General features: G+C 70.2%; 12 protein-coding genes. 9 read left to right on the top strand and 3 right to left on the bottom strand.

Translation table 11 applies throughout. The annotated features are described in order from the left end of the window. The first annotated feature begins 5 nt into the window (after positions 1–5). A complete protein-coding gene (gene mfd / locus ACIRCZ_RS07005) occupies positions 6–3,623 on the top strand; it encodes a transcription-repair coupling factor (protein ID WP_402851078.1) in 3,618 nt (1,205 codons plus the stop codon). A 7-nt stretch (positions 3,624–3,630) separates the two neighbouring features. Here the strand turns inward: mfd and nhaA are convergent, their stop codons facing one another. Beyond that, positions 3,631–4,782 carry a Na+/H+ antiporter NhaA gene (gene nhaA / locus ACIRCZ_RS07000; protein ID WP_402851075.1) on the bottom strand — a complete coding sequence of 384 codons (1,152 nt, stop codon included), beginning with the start codon at positions 4,780–4,782 and terminating at the stop codon, positions 3,631–3,633. A gap of 206 nt (positions 4,783–4,988) precedes the next feature. Between nhaA and ACIRCZ_RS06995 the strand changes: the two genes are divergently transcribed. The 5 genes from ACIRCZ_RS06995 to ACIRCZ_RS06975 all read left to right on the top strand — a co-directional run bounded on the left by ACIRCZ_RS06995 (position 4,989) and on the right by ACIRCZ_RS06975 (position 9,838). Next, complete coding sequence (locus tag ACIRCZ_RS06995; protein WP_402851072.1) at positions 4,989–5,717, top strand: MazG family protein; 729 nt, start codon at positions 4,989–4,991, stop codon at positions 5,715–5,717. Positions 5,718–5,788: 71 nt separating this feature from the next. Continuing rightward, complete coding sequence (locus tag ACIRCZ_RS06990) at positions 5,789–6,841, top strand: iron-siderophore ABC transporter substrate-binding protein (protein ID WP_402851070.1); 1,053 nt, start codon at positions 5,789–5,791, stop codon at positions 6,839–6,841. Positions 6,842–6,849: 8 nt separating this feature from the next. After that, complete coding sequence (locus ACIRCZ_RS06985; protein WP_402851067.1) at positions 6,850–7,947, top strand: FecCD family ABC transporter permease; 1,098 nt, start codon at positions 6,850–6,852, stop codon at positions 7,945–7,947. After that, positions 7,944–9,029, top strand: coding sequence for a FecCD family ABC transporter permease (locus ACIRCZ_RS06980; protein ID WP_402851064.1), 1,086 nt, complete (start codon positions 7,944–7,946; stop codon positions 9,027–9,029). The genes ACIRCZ_RS06985 and ACIRCZ_RS06980 overlap by 4 nt, the downstream gene beginning before the upstream one ends. 2 nt (positions 9,030–9,031) lie before the next feature. Next, complete coding sequence (locus tag ACIRCZ_RS06975) at positions 9,032–9,838, top strand: ABC transporter ATP-binding protein (RefSeq protein ID WP_402851061.1); 807 nt, start codon at positions 9,032–9,034, stop codon at positions 9,836–9,838. A gap of 292 nt (positions 9,839–10,130) precedes the next feature. Here the strand turns inward: ACIRCZ_RS06975 and ACIRCZ_RS06970 are convergent, their stop codons facing one another. Next, positions 10,131–11,255 carry an epoxide hydrolase family protein gene (locus ACIRCZ_RS06970; RefSeq protein WP_402851058.1) on the bottom strand — a complete coding sequence of 375 codons (1,125 nt, stop codon included), beginning with the start codon at positions 11,253–11,255 and terminating at the stop codon, positions 10,131–10,133. Between the two features lie 57 nt (positions 11,256–11,312). Between ACIRCZ_RS06970 and hisS the strand changes: the two genes are divergently transcribed. Next, positions 11,313–12,605: a histidine--tRNA ligase gene (hisS, locus tag ACIRCZ_RS06965; protein WP_402851055.1), complete on the top strand. Its 1,293-nt coding sequence runs from the start codon at positions 11,313–11,315 to the stop codon at positions 12,603–12,605. Between the two features lie 309 nt (positions 12,606–12,914). Here hisS and ACIRCZ_RS06960 read toward each other — a convergent pair whose 3' ends face one another. Next, a complete protein-coding gene (locus tag ACIRCZ_RS06960) occupies positions 12,915–14,408 on the bottom strand; it encodes an MFS transporter (protein WP_402851052.1) in 1,494 nt (497 codons plus the stop codon). Positions 14,409–14,457: 49 nt separating this feature from the next. On the opposite strand from ACIRCZ_RS06960, the gene ACIRCZ_RS06955 reads away from it, so the two are divergent. Both ACIRCZ_RS06955 and eno read left to right on the top strand, forming a co-directional pair. After that, on the top strand, positions 14,458–15,066 hold the full coding sequence (locus ACIRCZ_RS06955; RefSeq protein WP_402851049.1) for a TetR/AcrR family transcriptional regulator: 609 nt from the start codon (positions 14,458–14,460) through the stop codon (positions 15,064–15,066). A gap of 131 nt (positions 15,067–15,197) precedes the next feature. Continuing rightward, positions 15,198–16,478, top strand: coding sequence for a phosphopyruvate hydratase (gene eno, locus ACIRCZ_RS06950; protein ID WP_055895501.1), 1,281 nt, complete (start codon positions 15,198–15,200; stop codon positions 16,476–16,478). Positions 16,479–16,500: the final 22 nt, after the last annotated feature.

Genomic DNA, 16,500 nt, shown 5'->3' with positions numbered 1-16,500 from the left:
CGCGAGTGATACTGCAGGGCTTGATCGCAGCGCTTTCGCGCGCCTCCACGTTCGATGACGCCCTGGCCTCCGCGGCCCGTGACGCCGACTTCTCGCTCACCGACGGCCTGCGCGCCCCGCTGATCGCCGGACTGCTGCAGCGCAGAGCCGCGGCAGGCGCCTCCCAGGCCATCCTCGTGATCACCGCCACGGGACGCGAGTCCGAGTCGATCCGCGGCGCCCTCGGCTGCGTCATCCCGAACGCCGAGATCATCGAGTTCCCCGCCTGGGAGACGCTGCCGCACGAGCGGCTCAGCCCCAGCGCGGAGATCGTCGGCAAGCGCCTCACCGCACTGCGCCGCCTCGCCGACTGGGAGGCGGGGGACCGGTCGACACCGATCATCCTGGTCGCGTCCGTCCGGGCCGCCCTGCAGCCGCTCGCAGACAACCTCACCGACTACGCCGCCGTCGAGCTCGCAACGGGCGGGAGAGGGTTCGATCTCTCCGGCCTGTCCATGCAGCTGGTCGACCTGGCGTACTCGCGCGTCGACATGGTCACCCGCCGCGGCGAGTTCGCGGTGCGCGGCGGCATCCTCGACGTGTTCCCGCCGAACGGGGACCACCCGTACCGCGTCGACTTCTTCGGCGACGAGGTGGACCAGATCCGCGCGTTCTCCGTCGCCGATCAGCGGTCGCTGCCCGACCCCATCCCGTCGGTGTCGCTTCCGCCGAGCCGCGAGCTGCTGCTCAGCGAGTCTGTGCGGCAGCGGGCGCGGGAGATGGAGCACGAGTTCCCGAGCATGTCGGCGATGCTCGCCAAGATCGGCGAGGGGATCCCCGTGGAGGGCATGGAGTCGCTCGCCCCGGCGCTGGTCGACAGGCTCGTGCCGCTCACCCATTACCTTCCGGACGGCGCCGCCGTCGCCGTGCTCTCTCCGGAGCGCGTCGCGAGCCGTGCCGTGAGCCTGGCCGAGACGAACCGCGAGTTCCTGTCCGCCGCGTGGAGCGCGGCGACGGTCGGCGCCGCGGCCCCCATCGACCTCGCGGCCGGCGACTTCCTCACCCTGCAGAAGCTGCGCGACTCCGTGACGTTCAGCAAGCCGGGCGAGAAAGCGCCGAATCACCCGTGGTGGACGATGAGCGGCTTCCAGGCCGACGAGGTGCTGCCGGAGGAGCGCGAGATCGAGGAGCACCTGCAGCTCCGCATCGCCGCGGAGGCCGTGCCCAGTTTCCAGGGCAACGTCACCGGGGCGATCGAGCACGTCGCATCCCGGTTGAAGGACGGCTGGAGCGTCGCCATCGTCGCGGAGGGCGCAGGACTCGTGGAGCGCGCGGCAGACGTCCTCTCCGAGGCCGAGCTTCCTGCACGCCTGGTCGAGGAGTACCCGGCGGAGCCGGAGCCTGGCATCGCCTACCTGCTGCGTGCGACGGTCGAGCACGGGTTCGAGCTCGGTGAGACCAAGCTGGCGCTGATCAGCGAGAGCGAGTTCTACGGGCGCACGGTCGGCTACGACTCCCGCCAGGTCAAGAAGCTCGCCACCAGGCGCAAGAACGTCGTCGACCCGCTGGCGCTGAAGCCGGGAGACTTCGTGGTGCACCAGACCCACGGCATCGGCAAGTTCGTGGAGCTGACCCAGCGCGAAGTGTCGAGCGGCGGCCGCAACGCGGTCAAGTCCAAGCGCGAGTACCTCGTGCTCGAGTACGCGCCGTCGAAGCGCGGCTACCCCGGCGACAAGCTCTTCGTGCCCACCGACCAGCTCGACCTGCTGACCAGGTATGTGGGCGGGGAGGCCCCTGCGCTCAGCAAGATGGGCGGCAGCGACTGGTCGGCGGCGAAGGGACGTGCACGCAAAGCGGTGCGCGACATCGCGGTGGAGCTGGTCAAGCTCTACTCGGCGCGCATGGCGAGCAAGGGTCACGCGTTCGGGCCGGACACGCCGTGGCAGCGCGAGCTGGAGGAGGCGTTCCCGTTCGCGGAGACGCACGACCAGCTGCAGACCATCGACGAAGTGAAGGCCGACATGGAGCGGCCGATCCCGATGGACAGGCTCATCTCCGGCGACGTCGGCTTCGGCAAGACCGAGATCGCCGTCCGCGCGGCCTTCAAGGCAGTGCAGGACGGCAAGCAGGTGGTCATGCTCGTGCCGACGACGCTGCTGGTGAAGCAGCACTTCGAGACGTTCCAGGAGCGCTTCGCGGGGTTCCCCATCCACCTGAGGGCGCTCAGCCGGTTCCAGACCGACAAGGAGGCGAAGGAGACGATCGACGGCATGGCCGACGGCACCGTGGATGTGGTCATCGGCACCCACAGGCTCCTCGCCGACAACATCACGCTCAAAGACCTCGGCCTCGTCATCATCGACGAGGAGCAGCGGTTCGGCGTCGAGCACAAGGACGCGCTGAAGAAGCTGAAGACCAACGTCGACATCCTCGCGATGAGCGCCACGCCCATCCCGCGCACGCTGGAGATGGCGGTGACGGGCATCAGGGAGATGTCGACGCTCGCCACCCCGCCGGAGGACAGACACCCGATCCTGACGTTCGTCGGGCCGTACTCCGACAAGCAGGTGGCGGCGGCCATCCGGCGCGAGCTGCTGCGCGAGGGCCAGGTGTTCTTCGTGCACAACCGCGTCGGCAGCATCACCAGCCAGGCGGCGAAGCTGGCCGAGCTGGTGCCGGAGGCGCGCATCGCCGTCGCCCACGGCAAGATGAACGAGCGCGCGCTGGAGCAGGTGGTCGTGGACTTCTGGGAGCGGAAGTTCGATGTGCTGGTGTCGACAACGATCATCGAGACCGGGCTCGACATCGCCAACGCGAACACGATCATCATCGACAGGGCGGACAAGTACGGCCTGAGCCAGTTGCACCAGCTGCGCGGGCGCGTCGGTCGTGGCCGTGAGCGGGCTTACGCGTACTTCCTCTGGGACGAGAACAAGCCGCTCAGCGAGACGGCGCACGACCGGCTGTCGACCATCGCGGCCAACAACGACCTCGGCAGCGGGATGCAGGTGGCGCTGAAGGACCTGGAGATCCGCGGAGCGGGCAACCTGCTCGGCGGCGAGCAGTCCGGGCACATCGCGGGCGTCGGCTTCGACCTCTATCTGCGGATGATCGGCGAGGCGGTGAGCACCTTCCGCGGCGAGGTCGCCGAGGGGCAGACGGAGCTGCGGCTGGAGCTCCCGGTGGACGCGCACATCCCCGAGGACTACGTGGACAGCGAGAGGCTGCGCCTGGAGGCGTATCAGAAGCTGTCGACGGCGAGCTCGCCCGCCGCGAAGGACGACCAGATCGACCTCGTGATCGAGGAGCTGACCGACCGCTACGGCGAGCCGCCGCTCGCGGTCAGCAACCTCATCGCGGTGTCCCGGCTGCGCAGGGCCGCCCAGCGGGCCGGACTCGGCGAGGTGGTGGCGATGGGCTCGAACCTGCGTCTGGCGCCTGCCATCCTGCCGGACTCGCTCCAGGTGCGGTTGCAGCGCATGTACCCAGGCTCGAAGTACCACGCTGCTCCCAAGGTGGTCACGGTGCCGATGCCGCGCATCAACGGCGAGCCGCTCGACGACGCCGACCTGATCGACTGGGTCTCGACGCTGCTCGGCGCGCTGTTCCCGGTGCCGGAGCCCGTCGCAGAGGCCGCGTCCTAGCAGGCGGTCACGGGCGCGGGTGCGGGTGCTGCGCGCGATAGCGGCGCGCGAGGAGGGTGACGCAGACGCCGGCGCCGACGATCGAGACGGCGGAGCCGAGGAGGACGGCGAGCGTCCCCTCGGCGCGCACGAGCTCATTCGTCGCGAACGCCAGCTCGTTCATCAGAAGCGACACGGTGAAGCCGATGCCACCCAGGATGCCGATGGTCACCAGGCCGAACAGCGAGATCTTCCCGCGTTCCGCCTTGCTGCGGGTGAACGACCCGAGCCAGCCGCCGAGTGTGATGCCGATCACCTTGCCGACCGGCAGGGCAACCAGAATGCCCCAGAATGCCGGCTGCAGCTGAGCAGGCGACACCTGCGGGATGGCGACCAGCGCCGCCGAGAACGCGAACAGCGGCAGGATGACGCCGTTCGACCACGGCTCCAACGCGTGCGTGACCCGTCCGGCCGGGCGGCGGGCCATCACGAGCCCGAGGGCCACGCCGGCGATCGTCGCGTGCACCCCGGAGTCCCAGACCAGCCACCAGGCCAGGCAGGCGACCAGGACCATCAGCACACCGATCGGCACGCGCATCCTGCCCTTCGACAGTCGGCTCAGCAGCCCGAAGGCGGCGACGGCGACTCCGGCGAGCGCGAGTTCGCCGAGGTTGGGGTCCGTGGTGAAGAAGACCGCGATGATGAGGATCGCAATCAGGTCGTCCAGCACCGCGAGCGCCAGCAGGAACACGCGCAGCCGGTTGGGCAGCCCGCGGCCGAACACTGCGAGCACGCCGAGCGCGAAGGCGATGTCGGTGGCGGTCGGGATGGGCCAGCCCTGCTCCATCCCGCTGCCGGCGGTGAACGCGAGGTAGATCAGGGCGGGCACGACCACCCCGGCCACCGCCGCGATGGCGGGATGCACGGCCTTCTTCACGCTGTTCAGCTCGCCGGCCACCAGCTCGTGCTTGAGCTCGACGGCGACGATGAAGAAGAAGATCGCGAGCAGGCCGTCGCTGATCCAGTGCCCGACGCTCATCCGCAGCCCGCCGACGCCGACGTACGTGTGCTGCAGGTCGAGCAGGGCGGGCCCCGCTGCCGTGTTCGCGAGGAGGAGGCCGAGCGCGGCCGCCCCGAGGAGGAGTCCTGCGGCTGTGCGCTCGGATCGGATGATGCTCATGCGGTCTCGCCTATCTCACGCTTCGAGTTTCTCGTCGAACGCGCGGCCGGATGCGGGAGCGACGCGTTCGCGTCACCCGCCGACCAGACTTCCCGGCACACCAGTCACCCACTCTACCGGGGAGGCAGGCGTCAGGCGGCGGAGGATGAGGGAGGATGGAGGAAGGGCGGCCGGTGCGCTGCCCACGATCGAGGAAGGCGTCCACGATGACCGAGCTGAGCTTCTCATCCGCTCCCGCGTCGGAGCAGCCGACCAAGCTGGACGAGCTGGTGGCCGTGATGGAACGGCTGCGCGGCCCTGGTGGGTGCCCGTGGGATGCGGACCAGACGCACGAGTCGCTGGTGCAGTACCTCATCGAGGAGACCTACGAGCTGGTCGAGGCGATCGAGACCGGCAACAGGGACGACCTGATCGAGGAGCTCGGAGACGTGCTCTATCAGGTGCTGTTCCACGCCGACATCGCGGCGCACACTCCCGGCGAGGACTTCGACATCCAGGATGTGGCAGCGCAGATGACCGCCAAGATGGTCGGCCGCCACCCGCACGTGTTCGGCGGAGACAGGACGGCGGAGACCGCCGACGACGTCGTCGAGTTCTGGGACGACCTCAAGAAGCGCGAGAAGCCGTCGCGGACGAGCGTGCTCGACGGCATCCCGCAGGCCATGCCGTCGCTGGCGCTCGCCGACAAGCTGCTCGGCCGTGCGGAGAAGGTGGGGCTGCTCGACCTGCACGAGGCCGGGGGAGTGCAGGTGGGCTCGGAGGACGAGCTCGGCCCGCTGCTGCTGGCGATCGTCGCGTCGGCGAAGGCCAAGGGACTGGATGCGGAGCGGGCGCTGCGCTCGACGCTGCGCGACCTGCAGTCGGAGATCCGCGAGTACGAGGCGGACGCCTCCGACGCCGGAATCATCGGGCTTCCGTCCGTCTCGTCCGACTGACTCGGGATTGGCAGGGCGGAGACGGTTAGGTTAGGCTTGCCTAAACCCCCTCACCGTCTCGAAGGAGAAGCATGTTCGAGTCCGTTTCGCGCCGCCGGTCGCGCGTCGCCGTGATCGCGTCGGCGATCGTCGCGACCGCCGCCCTCATCCTCACCGGCTGCAGCGCCGGTACGCCTGGCGACGAGAGCAGTTCGAGCAGCGGATCCGGGGCGTTCCCCGTCACGATCAAGAGCGCCCTCGGCCCGGTGACGATCGACAAGAAGCCGGAGCGCGTCGCGGTCTGGGGCTGGGGTGCGGCCGATGTCGCCCTCGCGCTCGGCGTCGTGCCCGTCGCCATGCCGAAGATGACATACGGCGGCAACGCAGACGGCGTCCTGCCCTGGGTGGCGGACAAGCTCACCGAGCTGAAGGCGAAGACCCCGCAGCTCATCGCCGGCGTCGACACCGGCGAGGTGCCGTTCGAGGAGTACGTGAAGGCCAAGCCGGACGTCATCCTCGCTCCGCTCTCCGGCCTCACCCAGGCCGAGTACGACAAGCTCAGCAAGATCGCGCCGGTCGTCGCATACCCGAAGGTGCCGTGGGGCACGAGCTGGCAGGACCAGACGGACATCGTCGGCAAGGCTCTCGGGCTCTCCGCGGAGGCCACCGCGCTCAAGAAGAAGACAGAAGACAACGTGGCTGCGCTCGCCGCGAAGTACCCCGTGCTGAAAGACAAGACGTTCGTCTACGCCGCCGCCAACGAGCCGGGCATGATCAACGTCTACAAGGCCACGGACTCCCGCGTGCTCCTGCTCAATGAGCTCGGCCTGAAGAACTCGCCCAGCATCGACACGCTCGACGCCAAGAAGGATGCGGACAGCTTCTTCTTCCAGGTCAGCTACGAGAACCTCTCCAAGATCGACACCGACCTCCTGGTGATGTACTTCGACAAGCAGTCCGCCGTCGACACCTTCACGGCGGACCCCCTGGTCGCCGCGATGCCCACCATCAAGGAGGGCCGCTTCGCACCGATCGTCGGCGAGGCGTTCGTCATGGCGTCGAGCGCGCCCAGCGTGCTGAGCATCCCGTGGATGCTCGACCGCTACGTGCCGGAGCTCGCGGCCGCGGCCGACAAGGTCAAGTAGCGGGCCGGATGACCACCAGTGCGGTGCCGCCGACGAGCGCGGCGGCGAACGACGGCCACGGAAGGGGCGGCCAGCGCAGTGGCGCAGGCAGCGCATCCACTGGCCGCCGTCGGCGTCGGCTGTCGTACGGGTTCGGCATTGCGATCGTCGCGCTGCTGGTGGTGTGCATCCTGAGCCTGATGCTGGGCTCCAACCCGCTCGATCCCGCGACCGTGTTCCACGCGCTGTTCCACTACGACAGGAGCAGCGAGGCATCGCTGATCGTCGTCGACAGCCGCCTGCCGCGCACCCTGCTCGGGCTGAGCGCCGGGCTCGCGCTCGGCCTCGCCGGCACGGTCATGCAGGGGCTGTCCCGCAACCCGCTCGCCGACCCCGGCATCCTTGGCGTGAACTTCGGGGCGTCTCTCGCCGTGGTGATCGCCATCGCGGTGTTCGGCATCACCACCGCGGGCGGGTACGTCTGGTTCGCGTTCGCGGGAGCCGCCGTCGCATCGGTGATCGTGTACGCGGTGGCGTCCGCCGGCCGCGAGGGCGCGACGCCGATCAAGCTCGCGCTCGCGGGGGCAGCGGTCTCTGCCGCGCTCGGCTCGCTCATCACGGCCGTGCTGCTGACCAGCCGCGTGTCGCTCGACTCGCTGCGGTTCTGGCAGGTCGGCTCACTCGCCGGACGCAACCTCGGCGTGTTCTGGCAGGTGCTCCCCACCATCGTGATCGGCGCGATCGTCGCCCTCGCGCTCGGCAGGGCGCTCAACGGGCTGGCGCTCGGCGACGATGTGGCGCGCGGGCTCGGCCAGAAGGTCGGGGTGTCCAGGGTGTTCGCGGCCGTCGCCATCGTGCTGCTCTGCGGGTCGGCGACCGCCGCCGTCGGCCCGATCGCGTTCGTCGGGCTCGTCATCCCGCACGTCGCGCGCTGGGTGGTGGGCGCCGACTATCGCTGGATCCTCGCGTTCTCGGCCGTGATCGCGCCGACCATGCTGATCGCCTGCGACGTGATCGGCCGCCTGGTGGCCTGGCCGGGCGAACTGCAGGTCGGCGTCGTCACCGCGGTGGTCGGCGCTCCCGTGTTCATCGCGCTCGTGCGCCGTCGCAAGCTGGTGAGCCTGTGACGACGGATGCGCGGGCAGGGGCCGCACAGGAACCGGCGGGGGCCGCTGCGGTCGCCGCTTCGCGCGCATCCACCGCCGATCGACGTTCACGCGCATCCCGGGTGATCCGGGTGTCCGTGGTGCTCGCCGTGCTCATCGTGCTCGTCTCCGCCGTGTCGCTGAGTCTCGGCGCCGCGGCGGTCGCGCCCGGCGACATCCTCGCTGCGCTGGTCGGCAGGGCGGATCGGCTCACCCAGTTCGTGATCCTGGAACTGCGGCTGCCGCGGCTGCTCGCGGCCGTGCTGGTCGGCGGCTGCCTGGGGCTCTCCGGCGCCCTCATCCAGTCGATCGCGCGCAACCCGCTGGCGAGCCCGGACATCATCGGCATCACGGCGAGCGCGAGCGCGACCGGCGCGATCGCGCTGGTCTGGTTCGGGCTGACCGGCCTGGCGCTGTCCGGCGTCGTCGTGGCGGGGACGCTGGTCGCCGCCATCGTCATCTACCTGCTGGCCTGGCGCGGCGGCATCAGCGGCTACCGGTTCGTGCTGATCGGCATCGGCTTCGCCGCCATCGCAGGGGCGATCGTGTCGTACGTGCTCACGACGGCGGCCCTCACCGACGTGCAGCAGGCGCTCGTCTGGCTGACCGGGAGCATCAACAGCGTCGACCCCGTCGCGCTGACCGTGCTGGCGGTGAGCGCCGTGGTGCTCGTGCCGTGCGCGCTGCTGCTCGGCAGGCCGCTCTCGGCGCTCGGCCTCGGCGACGACACGGCGGCGGCGGTGGGTGTGCAGGTCGAGCGGACCCGTCTGCTCGTGGTGCTCGTCGCCGTCGCTCTCGCTGCGGTCGCGGTGTCCGTTGCGGGGCCGATCGCGTTCGTCGCGTTCCTCTCCGCACCGATCGCCAGGAGGCTGGTCGGCCGCGGCTCGCTCGCGCTCGTCCCGTCCGCGCTGGTGGGCGCGCTGGTGCTCGTCGTCTCCGACATCGTTGCTCAGTTCGCGGTGCCTGACGTGGCGTTCCCCGTCGGAGTCGTCACCGGCGTCGTCGGCGCGCCCTACCTGCTCTGGTTGCTGACCAGGACCAATCGAATCGGCCGGGGAGGCTGACCATGACCACCACCCACGAACTCGCCGCGCGCGACCTGACCCTCTCCTACGAGGGCAGGGTCGTCGTCGACGGCCTCGACCTGGAGGTGCCGCCCGGCACGGTCACGGCCATCGTCGGCCCGAACGCGTGCGGCAAGTCCACGCTGCTGCGCGGGCTGTCCAGGCTGCTCGCCCCCGAATCCGGCACGGTGCTGCTGGACGGCGCGGACATCCACTCGCTGCCGACCAAGCAGGTGGCGACGAAACTCGGGTTGCTGCCGCAGACTCCCACGGCGCCGGACGGCATCACGGTGGCCGACCTGGTCGGGCGCGGCCGCTACCCGCATCAGGGCTGGTTCCGCCGCTGGACGGCGGAGGACGACGAGGCGGTCGCGTCCGCGATGGTGTCGACTGGCGTGGCCGACCTCGCCGACCGCGCGATCGACGAGCTGTCCGGCGGTCAGCGGCAGCGGGTGTGGATCGCGATGGCGCTCGCCCAGCAGACGGACATCCTGCTGCTCGACGAGCCGACGACGTTCCTCGACATCAGCCACCAGATCGACGTGCTCGACCTGCTGCTCGACCTCAACGCCGCCCGCGGGACGACGGTGGTGATGGTGCTGCACGACCTCAACCTGGCCGCGCGCTACGCCGACCACCTCATCGCGATGCGCGCGGGGGCGATCGTCGCGGCCGGTGCGCCAGGCGACGTGGTCACGGCGGAGCTGGTGCGCGACGTGTTCGGCGTGGAGTCGGTGATCGCGTCCGACCCTGTGACGGCGACGCCGCTGGTGGTTCCGCTCGGCCGCCACCACCGGCTGGGCGACTAGCGGCTGAATCGGAGTCCGGGCGGGGCGGGGGCCGAGCGGGGCGGCAGCGTCACGGCCGTCCCGACGACCGGCAGCGCGCCCGCTAGGCGTTGTCAGCCCGCCATTCGGGTGAGAGGCGCGGTTGCGCGACTCTCCTGGATGGCTGACGGGCACGTTGTCGGCCTTGTGTCTGACAGCGAGCATCTACCCGTGGTCGGACGGATGCGACTCATGTCAGGTCCATCGGGACACCACCGAAGCCGCAGGGCACGACCATGAGGGTGGCAACGCCCTCATCTTACGCCGCGGCGGCTCAGGCGAGCGAGGCGAAAAACGCGCGGATGCGGTCGGCGGCGAGGTCGGGCTGCTCCAGCCCGAGGAAGTGCCCGCCACGGGGTGCACGCTCGAACACGCGGAGGTCGGCCGCCGCGCGTTCGGCGAGCGACTGCGGGAATCCGTCCATCACCGGCTCCCTGCTGAGCAGCACGCCCACCGGCGCCACGATCGGCGGCCGCGGAGGGTTCGCGTCGTAGTCGAAGTACTGCTGGAACGACGTTCCGATGCTCCCTGTGGCCCAGTACAGCGTCGCGATGGTGAGGAGTGCATCCCGTGGCACCACCGTGTCGAGCTCGCCGTCGACCCAGTCGTGCCACTTGTCAGCGATCCAGGAGAGCAGCCCGGCGGGAGAGTCGCCGAGCGCCGCGGAGATGGTGTCCGGTCTGGTGCACATGATCTCGCTGTAGCCGCCGTCCGAGGCGTCGTACGCGTTGACCGCGGCGAGATACGCGCGCTCCTCCTCGCTGTGCGGTTCGTCGTCCGCGGGGAAGGGGGCGTGCAGGAGCTGCACTCCGATCACCCGGTCGGCGTGGTCGACGCCGAGCCAGGTCGCCGCCCCTCCGCCGATGTCGCCGCCGAACGCCGCGTAGCGGTCGTAGCCGAGCACGGTCGTCATCAGTTCGTGCAGGTCGTCGGCGATGGCCTGCCTGGTCAGCGGCCGGTCGGGCAGCTCGGAGAACACGAAGCCGGGCAGCGACGGCACGATCACGTCGAACGCGATCCGCGCATCCGACCCTGAGCCTGCCGGGTTGGCCAGCCGCTCGGCGAGCGGAAGGTACTCGGTGTACGCGCTCGGCCAGCCGTGCAGCAGCAGCAACGGGATGCGCGTCTCCGCCGACCCGGCAGCAGGCACCCGCACGAAGTGGATGCGGTGACCGCCCACATCCGCGAGGTACTGGTCGTAGGAGTTCAGCCGTTCCTCCTGTGCCCGCCAGTCGAACCGCAGCCAGGAGTCGACCAGGTCGCGCAGCACGGGCTCTCCCGCGCCGCCCTCCCAGGGCGCCCGGCCGATCGGCTGCACGTAGCGGGTGGCGGAGAGCCGTGCCAGCAGGTCGTCGATGGTGTCGTCTGACAGGTGGATGCGGAACGGTTCGATGCTCACCGCTGCCACGCTACTCGCGCGCTGTGGCGGATGCGCCGGCATGGAAGAATCGTTCGCATGGCTTCTCCGATCACCCCGCCCCGCGGTATGCGCGACTTCCTCCCGGCAGACAAGGCGCGCAGGGAGCACGCGCTCGGGGTGATCAGGCGCAGTTTCGCCTCGCACGGGTTCGACGAGATCGAGACGCCGGTGGTCGAGGACGTCGCGCGCCTGCACTCCGGGCTCGGCGGCGACAACGAGAAGCTGGCGTTCAGCGTGCTCAAGCGCGGCCTCGACGCCGACGACCTGCGCGCGGCCATCGACTCCGGAGACGTCCTCAGCCTCACCGACCTCGGTCTGCGCTTCGACCTGACCGTGCCGCTCGCCCGGTTCTACGCCACCCACCGCGCTGAGCTGCCTCCGGTGTTCCGCTCCATCCAGATCGCCCCGGTGTGGCGCGCTGAGCGCCCGCAGAAGGGCAGGTACCGCCAGTTCGTGCAGTGCGACATCGACATCATCGGCGAGGCGGGTCAGCTCGCCGAGGTGGAGCTGATCACGGCGACGGCGGCCGCACTGGATGCGCTTGGCCTGCAGAACTGCACGATCCGCATCAACGACAGGCGCATCCTGAACGGGCTGCTCGAGTTCTGCGGTTTCGCGGAGTCGCGCTGGCCGCAGGTGCTGATCTCGATCGACAAGCTCGACAAGATCGGCGCGGAGGGCGTGGTGAAGGAGCTGAGCGCGGACGGCGCAGACTCGGCCGCCGTGCTCGGCGGCATCCTGGAGAACCTGGAGCCGCACCTCGCCGACGGCGGCGTCGCGCTGACCGTCGAGGCGATCACCGGCATCCTGCCAGACGGTGTGGACACCGACGCGATCGCCGCGCTGGAGTCGCTGGCGCACGCGCTCGATACGTTGCCGACCGGTGTGACGCTTCGCTTCGACCCGACCCTGGTGCGCGGCATGGGCTACTACACCGGCACGATCTTCGAGATCGCCCACCCCGGCTCCGGCAGCTCGGTGGGCGGCGGCGGTCGCTACGACGGGATGATCGGCCGCTTCCTCGGCACCGACGTCCCCGCCTGCGGTTTCTCGATCGGCTTCGAGCGGGTCGTGGACCTCATCGAGGTGCCGACGGACGCGTCCGCCGATGCGATCGTGCTGGTCTACGACCCCGCCGTGGCGCTGGACAGGCTGCTCGCGGTGAAGTCGGAGCTGATCGCCTCCGGACGCAGGGTGCGCCTCGACCGCAGGGCCAAGAACCTGAAGGCTGTGCTCGACCGCGCGGAGGCCTCCGGCTTCCGGTCGTTCGCCTTCGTGACCGCCGACACGACGGATGCGGCCTCGCTCGAGATCAAGCCGCTGGGCTGACCGCCTCGCTGACCGCTGCGCTTCCGTTCCGACGGAGTTCCGCTCAGAGCCCCGGCGTGTCGTTCCGTTCGGACGGAGAGCGAGGGGCCGGAGCGACGCTTTCTCCGTCCGGACGGACATCGGCCGTGAACGCGGGTTCTCCGTTCGGACGGACATCGGCCGTGAACGCGGGTTCTCCGTTCGGACGGAGAAGGGCGGCGTTTGGGCGCGGGAACTCCTTCGGTACGGAGACGCAGGCGTGTCGGGCGAGTTCTCCGTCTGGACGGAGACCATGACGCACTGCGGGCCCACCGTCGTGAGGGGAGCGGCCTAGGCGTCCACCCTGGCAGGCGCCGGCTCGGCGCCGCGGCGGGAGCGGGCGATGCCCCAGCCGACGAGCGCGCCGGCGAGCACCGTGAGCGTCACGCCCGCGATGGTCACTGCGTCGCCGAACTCCGCTGCCTGGGCCGCCGTCCAGTGCACGGAGGCGATGGTGCCGGTGAACAGGGACGCCAGGATGGTTCCGGTGATCGCGATGCCCACGCCGGAGGCCACTTCGGTGGACGTGTCGGTGAGGGCGGCGCCGATGGTGGTGCGGTTCTCCGGCAGACCGCGCATCACGTTGGTTCCGGCGACGACGCCGACCACGCGCATCCCGGCGGCCACAAGCACGAGCGCGACCGCCACCCAGACGTAGCCGTACCGGCTCAGCGCGGCGTAGACCGCGAGGCCGGCGACGACCGTGACCGCGCCCATCCATCCTGCGCGCTCGAGGCCGATCCTCCGCACGAGGGGCGTGATGACGGCGCCGCCGGCGATGAGCACGACGACCTGCGGCAGCATCCCGATGGCGGCGAGGGCGGGCGGCCAGCCCCAGGCGAGCTGCAGCTGCAGCGTCACCAGGTAGCCGAGGCCGGCGGTCGCGATGCCGGTCGCCGCCTTGAACGCCAGCCCGCTCGACACCAGGGGATGCGCGACCAGCTTCAGGTCGAGCAGCGGGTGCGCCGCGGAACGTTCGCGCAGCACGAACAGGATCGCGCCGACGACAGCGGCGGCGGTCACCGTCCACGGCTGCCACGCCCCGGCGCCCAGATCGACGAACAGTGTCGGAGCGACGAGGGCGAGCACGATCGTGAGCGTGCCGACGACGGCGCCCGCGATGTCCAGAGGGTCGCGGTGCAGGTCGGCGGCGGCATCCTTCGCCACCCCGAACCGGATGCTCAGGAACGCGAGGGCGGCGATCGGCACATTGACCAGCAGCAGCACCTGCCAGGGCGCGATGGCGAGGACGAGCCCGCCGACCGTCGGCCCGATCGCGAGCCCGACGAGCCCCACCGTGGAGATCAGGGTGATCGCGCGCACGCGGAGCCCGTCGTCCGCGAACAGACGGAACGCGAGTGCCATCGAGCCCGGGGTGGTCATCGCGGCGGCGACGCCCATCGCGACGCGCACGGCGATCAGCTGCTCCGGCGTGGTGACGAACGCGGTGGCGAGGCTCGCCAGCCCGAGCAGGACGAGGCCGACGAGCATCACGCGTCGTCTCCCGAACCGGTCGGAGACGGCGCCGAACGCCAGCATCAGCCCGCCGAACACGACCGCGTACGCGCCCGTCACCCACTGCAGCCCGGTGGTGGATGCGTGGAGCTCGCGCCCGATGGTCGGCAGCGCGACGTTGAGAATCGAGTTGTCGAGCATCTCGAACAGGAAGACGGCGGACAGCCCGGTGAGGGCGAGCCACGCCTCGCGGAGCGAACGGGGCGAGCGGGGCGAGCGGGGCGAGCGGGACGCCTCGCGGATAATGACAGGAGCCGGAGTGGAGGACATGCCACTAGGTTATGTCACTAAACTTAGTCACACAAGAGAGTGAGGGTGAATGCCCAGGAACAGCGAGCGCGGCGGGCCGCAGACGCGCGCCAGGATCGCGGAGATCGCGTCCGGACTCTTCCTCGAACGCGGGTTCGATGCCGTGACGGTCGCCGAGGTCGCTCGCGCAGCCGGCGTGTCGAGCGTGACGGTGTTCAATCACTTCCCGCGAAAGGAAGACCTCTTCCTCGACAGGGCGGCCGACGCCGTGGACCTGCTCAGGACGGCCGTGCGCGACAGGGCGGACGGCACGGACGTGCTCGGGTCGCTGCGGGACGCGACGCTCCGGCTGGTCGACGAGCGCAGCCCGCTCTCCGGGGTGGACGGCAGATCGATCCCGTTCTTCCGCACGGTCGCGGGGTCGCCGGCGCTGATCGCCCGCGCACGCGAGATCTCCTCCGAACTGCAGCGCACTCTCGCCGACGAACTCGACGCGGACGAGGCGTACACGGGCGACGCCGGGTTGTTCGCGGCGTTCTTCATCGCCGGATACGGCACGGTGCTGGTGGACACGGCGCGGCGACTGATCGGGGGAGAGGCGGAGGCGACGGTGCTGCGGGAGCACCGGGCGCGGCTGGAGGCGCTGTTCGACGCGCTGCGCGGCGGCGTGCGGGACTGAGCCGCGCATCCACAGGCCGGGGCTTGGCGCATCCACCCCGGTCGGATGCGTTCTCCCGACCTCAGTAGACTGGCGAGCGGATCACCGCTGATTTAACCACCCCCACACACATGTGAAACAAGGAGACTGTTGTGGCTCAGATCGAAGCTGTAGGCGCTCGCGAGATTCTCGACTCGCGCGGAAACCCGACCGTCGAGGTCGAGGTGCTTCTCGAAGACGGCACGGTCAGCCGTGCCGCCGTCCCGTCCGGCGCGTCGACCGGCGCGTTCGAGGCGTACGAGCTTCGCGACGGCGACAAGGACCGCTACCTCGGCAAGGGCGTGCAGAAGGCCGTCGACGCCGTGCTCGACGAGATCGGCCCGGCCATCGAGGGCTTCGAGGCAGCAGACCAGCGCCTCGTCGACTCCGCCATGATCGAGCTCGACGGCACCGACAACAAGAAGCGTCTCGGCGCGAACGCCATCCTCGGCGTCTCGCTGGCCGTCGCCAAGGCCGCCGCCGACTCGGCCGACCTTCCGCTGTTCCGCTACGTGGGCGGCCCGAACGCGCACACCCTGCCCGTGCCGATGATGAACATCATCAACGGTGGCGCGCACGCGGACACCGGCGTGGACATCCAGGAGTTCATGGTCCTGCCGATCGGCGCTGAGACGTTCTCCGAGGCCCTGCGCTGGGGTGTCGAGACCTACCACTCGCTCAAGTCGCTGCTCAAGCAGAAGGGCCTCAACACCGGCCTCGGCGACGAGGGCGGCTTCGCTCCGGAGCTGGAGCACAACCGTGCGGCGCTCGACCTCATCTCCGAGGCCATCCAGAACGCGGGCTTCACCGTCGGCCGCGACATCGCGCTCGGCCTCGACGTCGCATCCACCGAGTTCTTCGAGAACGGCGTCTACCGCTTCGAGGGCCAGGACCGCAGCGCGGCCGAGATGTCCGCGTACTACGCGGAGCTCGCGGCGAACTACCCGCTGGTCTCCATCGAGGACCCACTGGCCGAGGACGACTGGGAGGGCTGGGCCCACCTCAACGCCGAGCTCGGCAGCAAGCTGCAGCTCGTCGGCGACGACCTGTTCGTCACCAACCCGAAGCGTCTCGCCAAGGGGATCGAGGTCAAGGCCGCGAACAGCATCCTGGTCAAGGTCAACCAGATCGGCACCCTGACCGAGACCCTGGATGCAGTCTCCCTCGCCCAGCGCAACGGCATGACCGCCGTGCTCTCGCACCGCTCCGGCGAGACAGAGGACACGACGATCGCCGACCTCGCCGTCGCCACCGACGCCGGTCAGATCAAGACGGGCGCCCCCGCCCGCTCCGAGCGCGTCGCCAAGTACAACCAGCTCCTCCGCATCGAGGAAGAGCTCGGCGAGGCCGCCGTCTACGCCGGCCGCAGCGCCTTCCCGCGCTTCACCGCGTAGCGCCCCGCCGCCGCTCCCGAAG

Source organism: Leifsonia sp. NPDC102414, from assembly GCF_044765685.1.
Lineage (GTDB): Bacteria > Actinomycetota > Actinomycetes > Actinomycetales > Microbacteriaceae > Leifsonia.
Note: the sequence above shows the minus strand (reverse complement) of the source record. Positions and strands in the feature narration are given on the sequence as shown.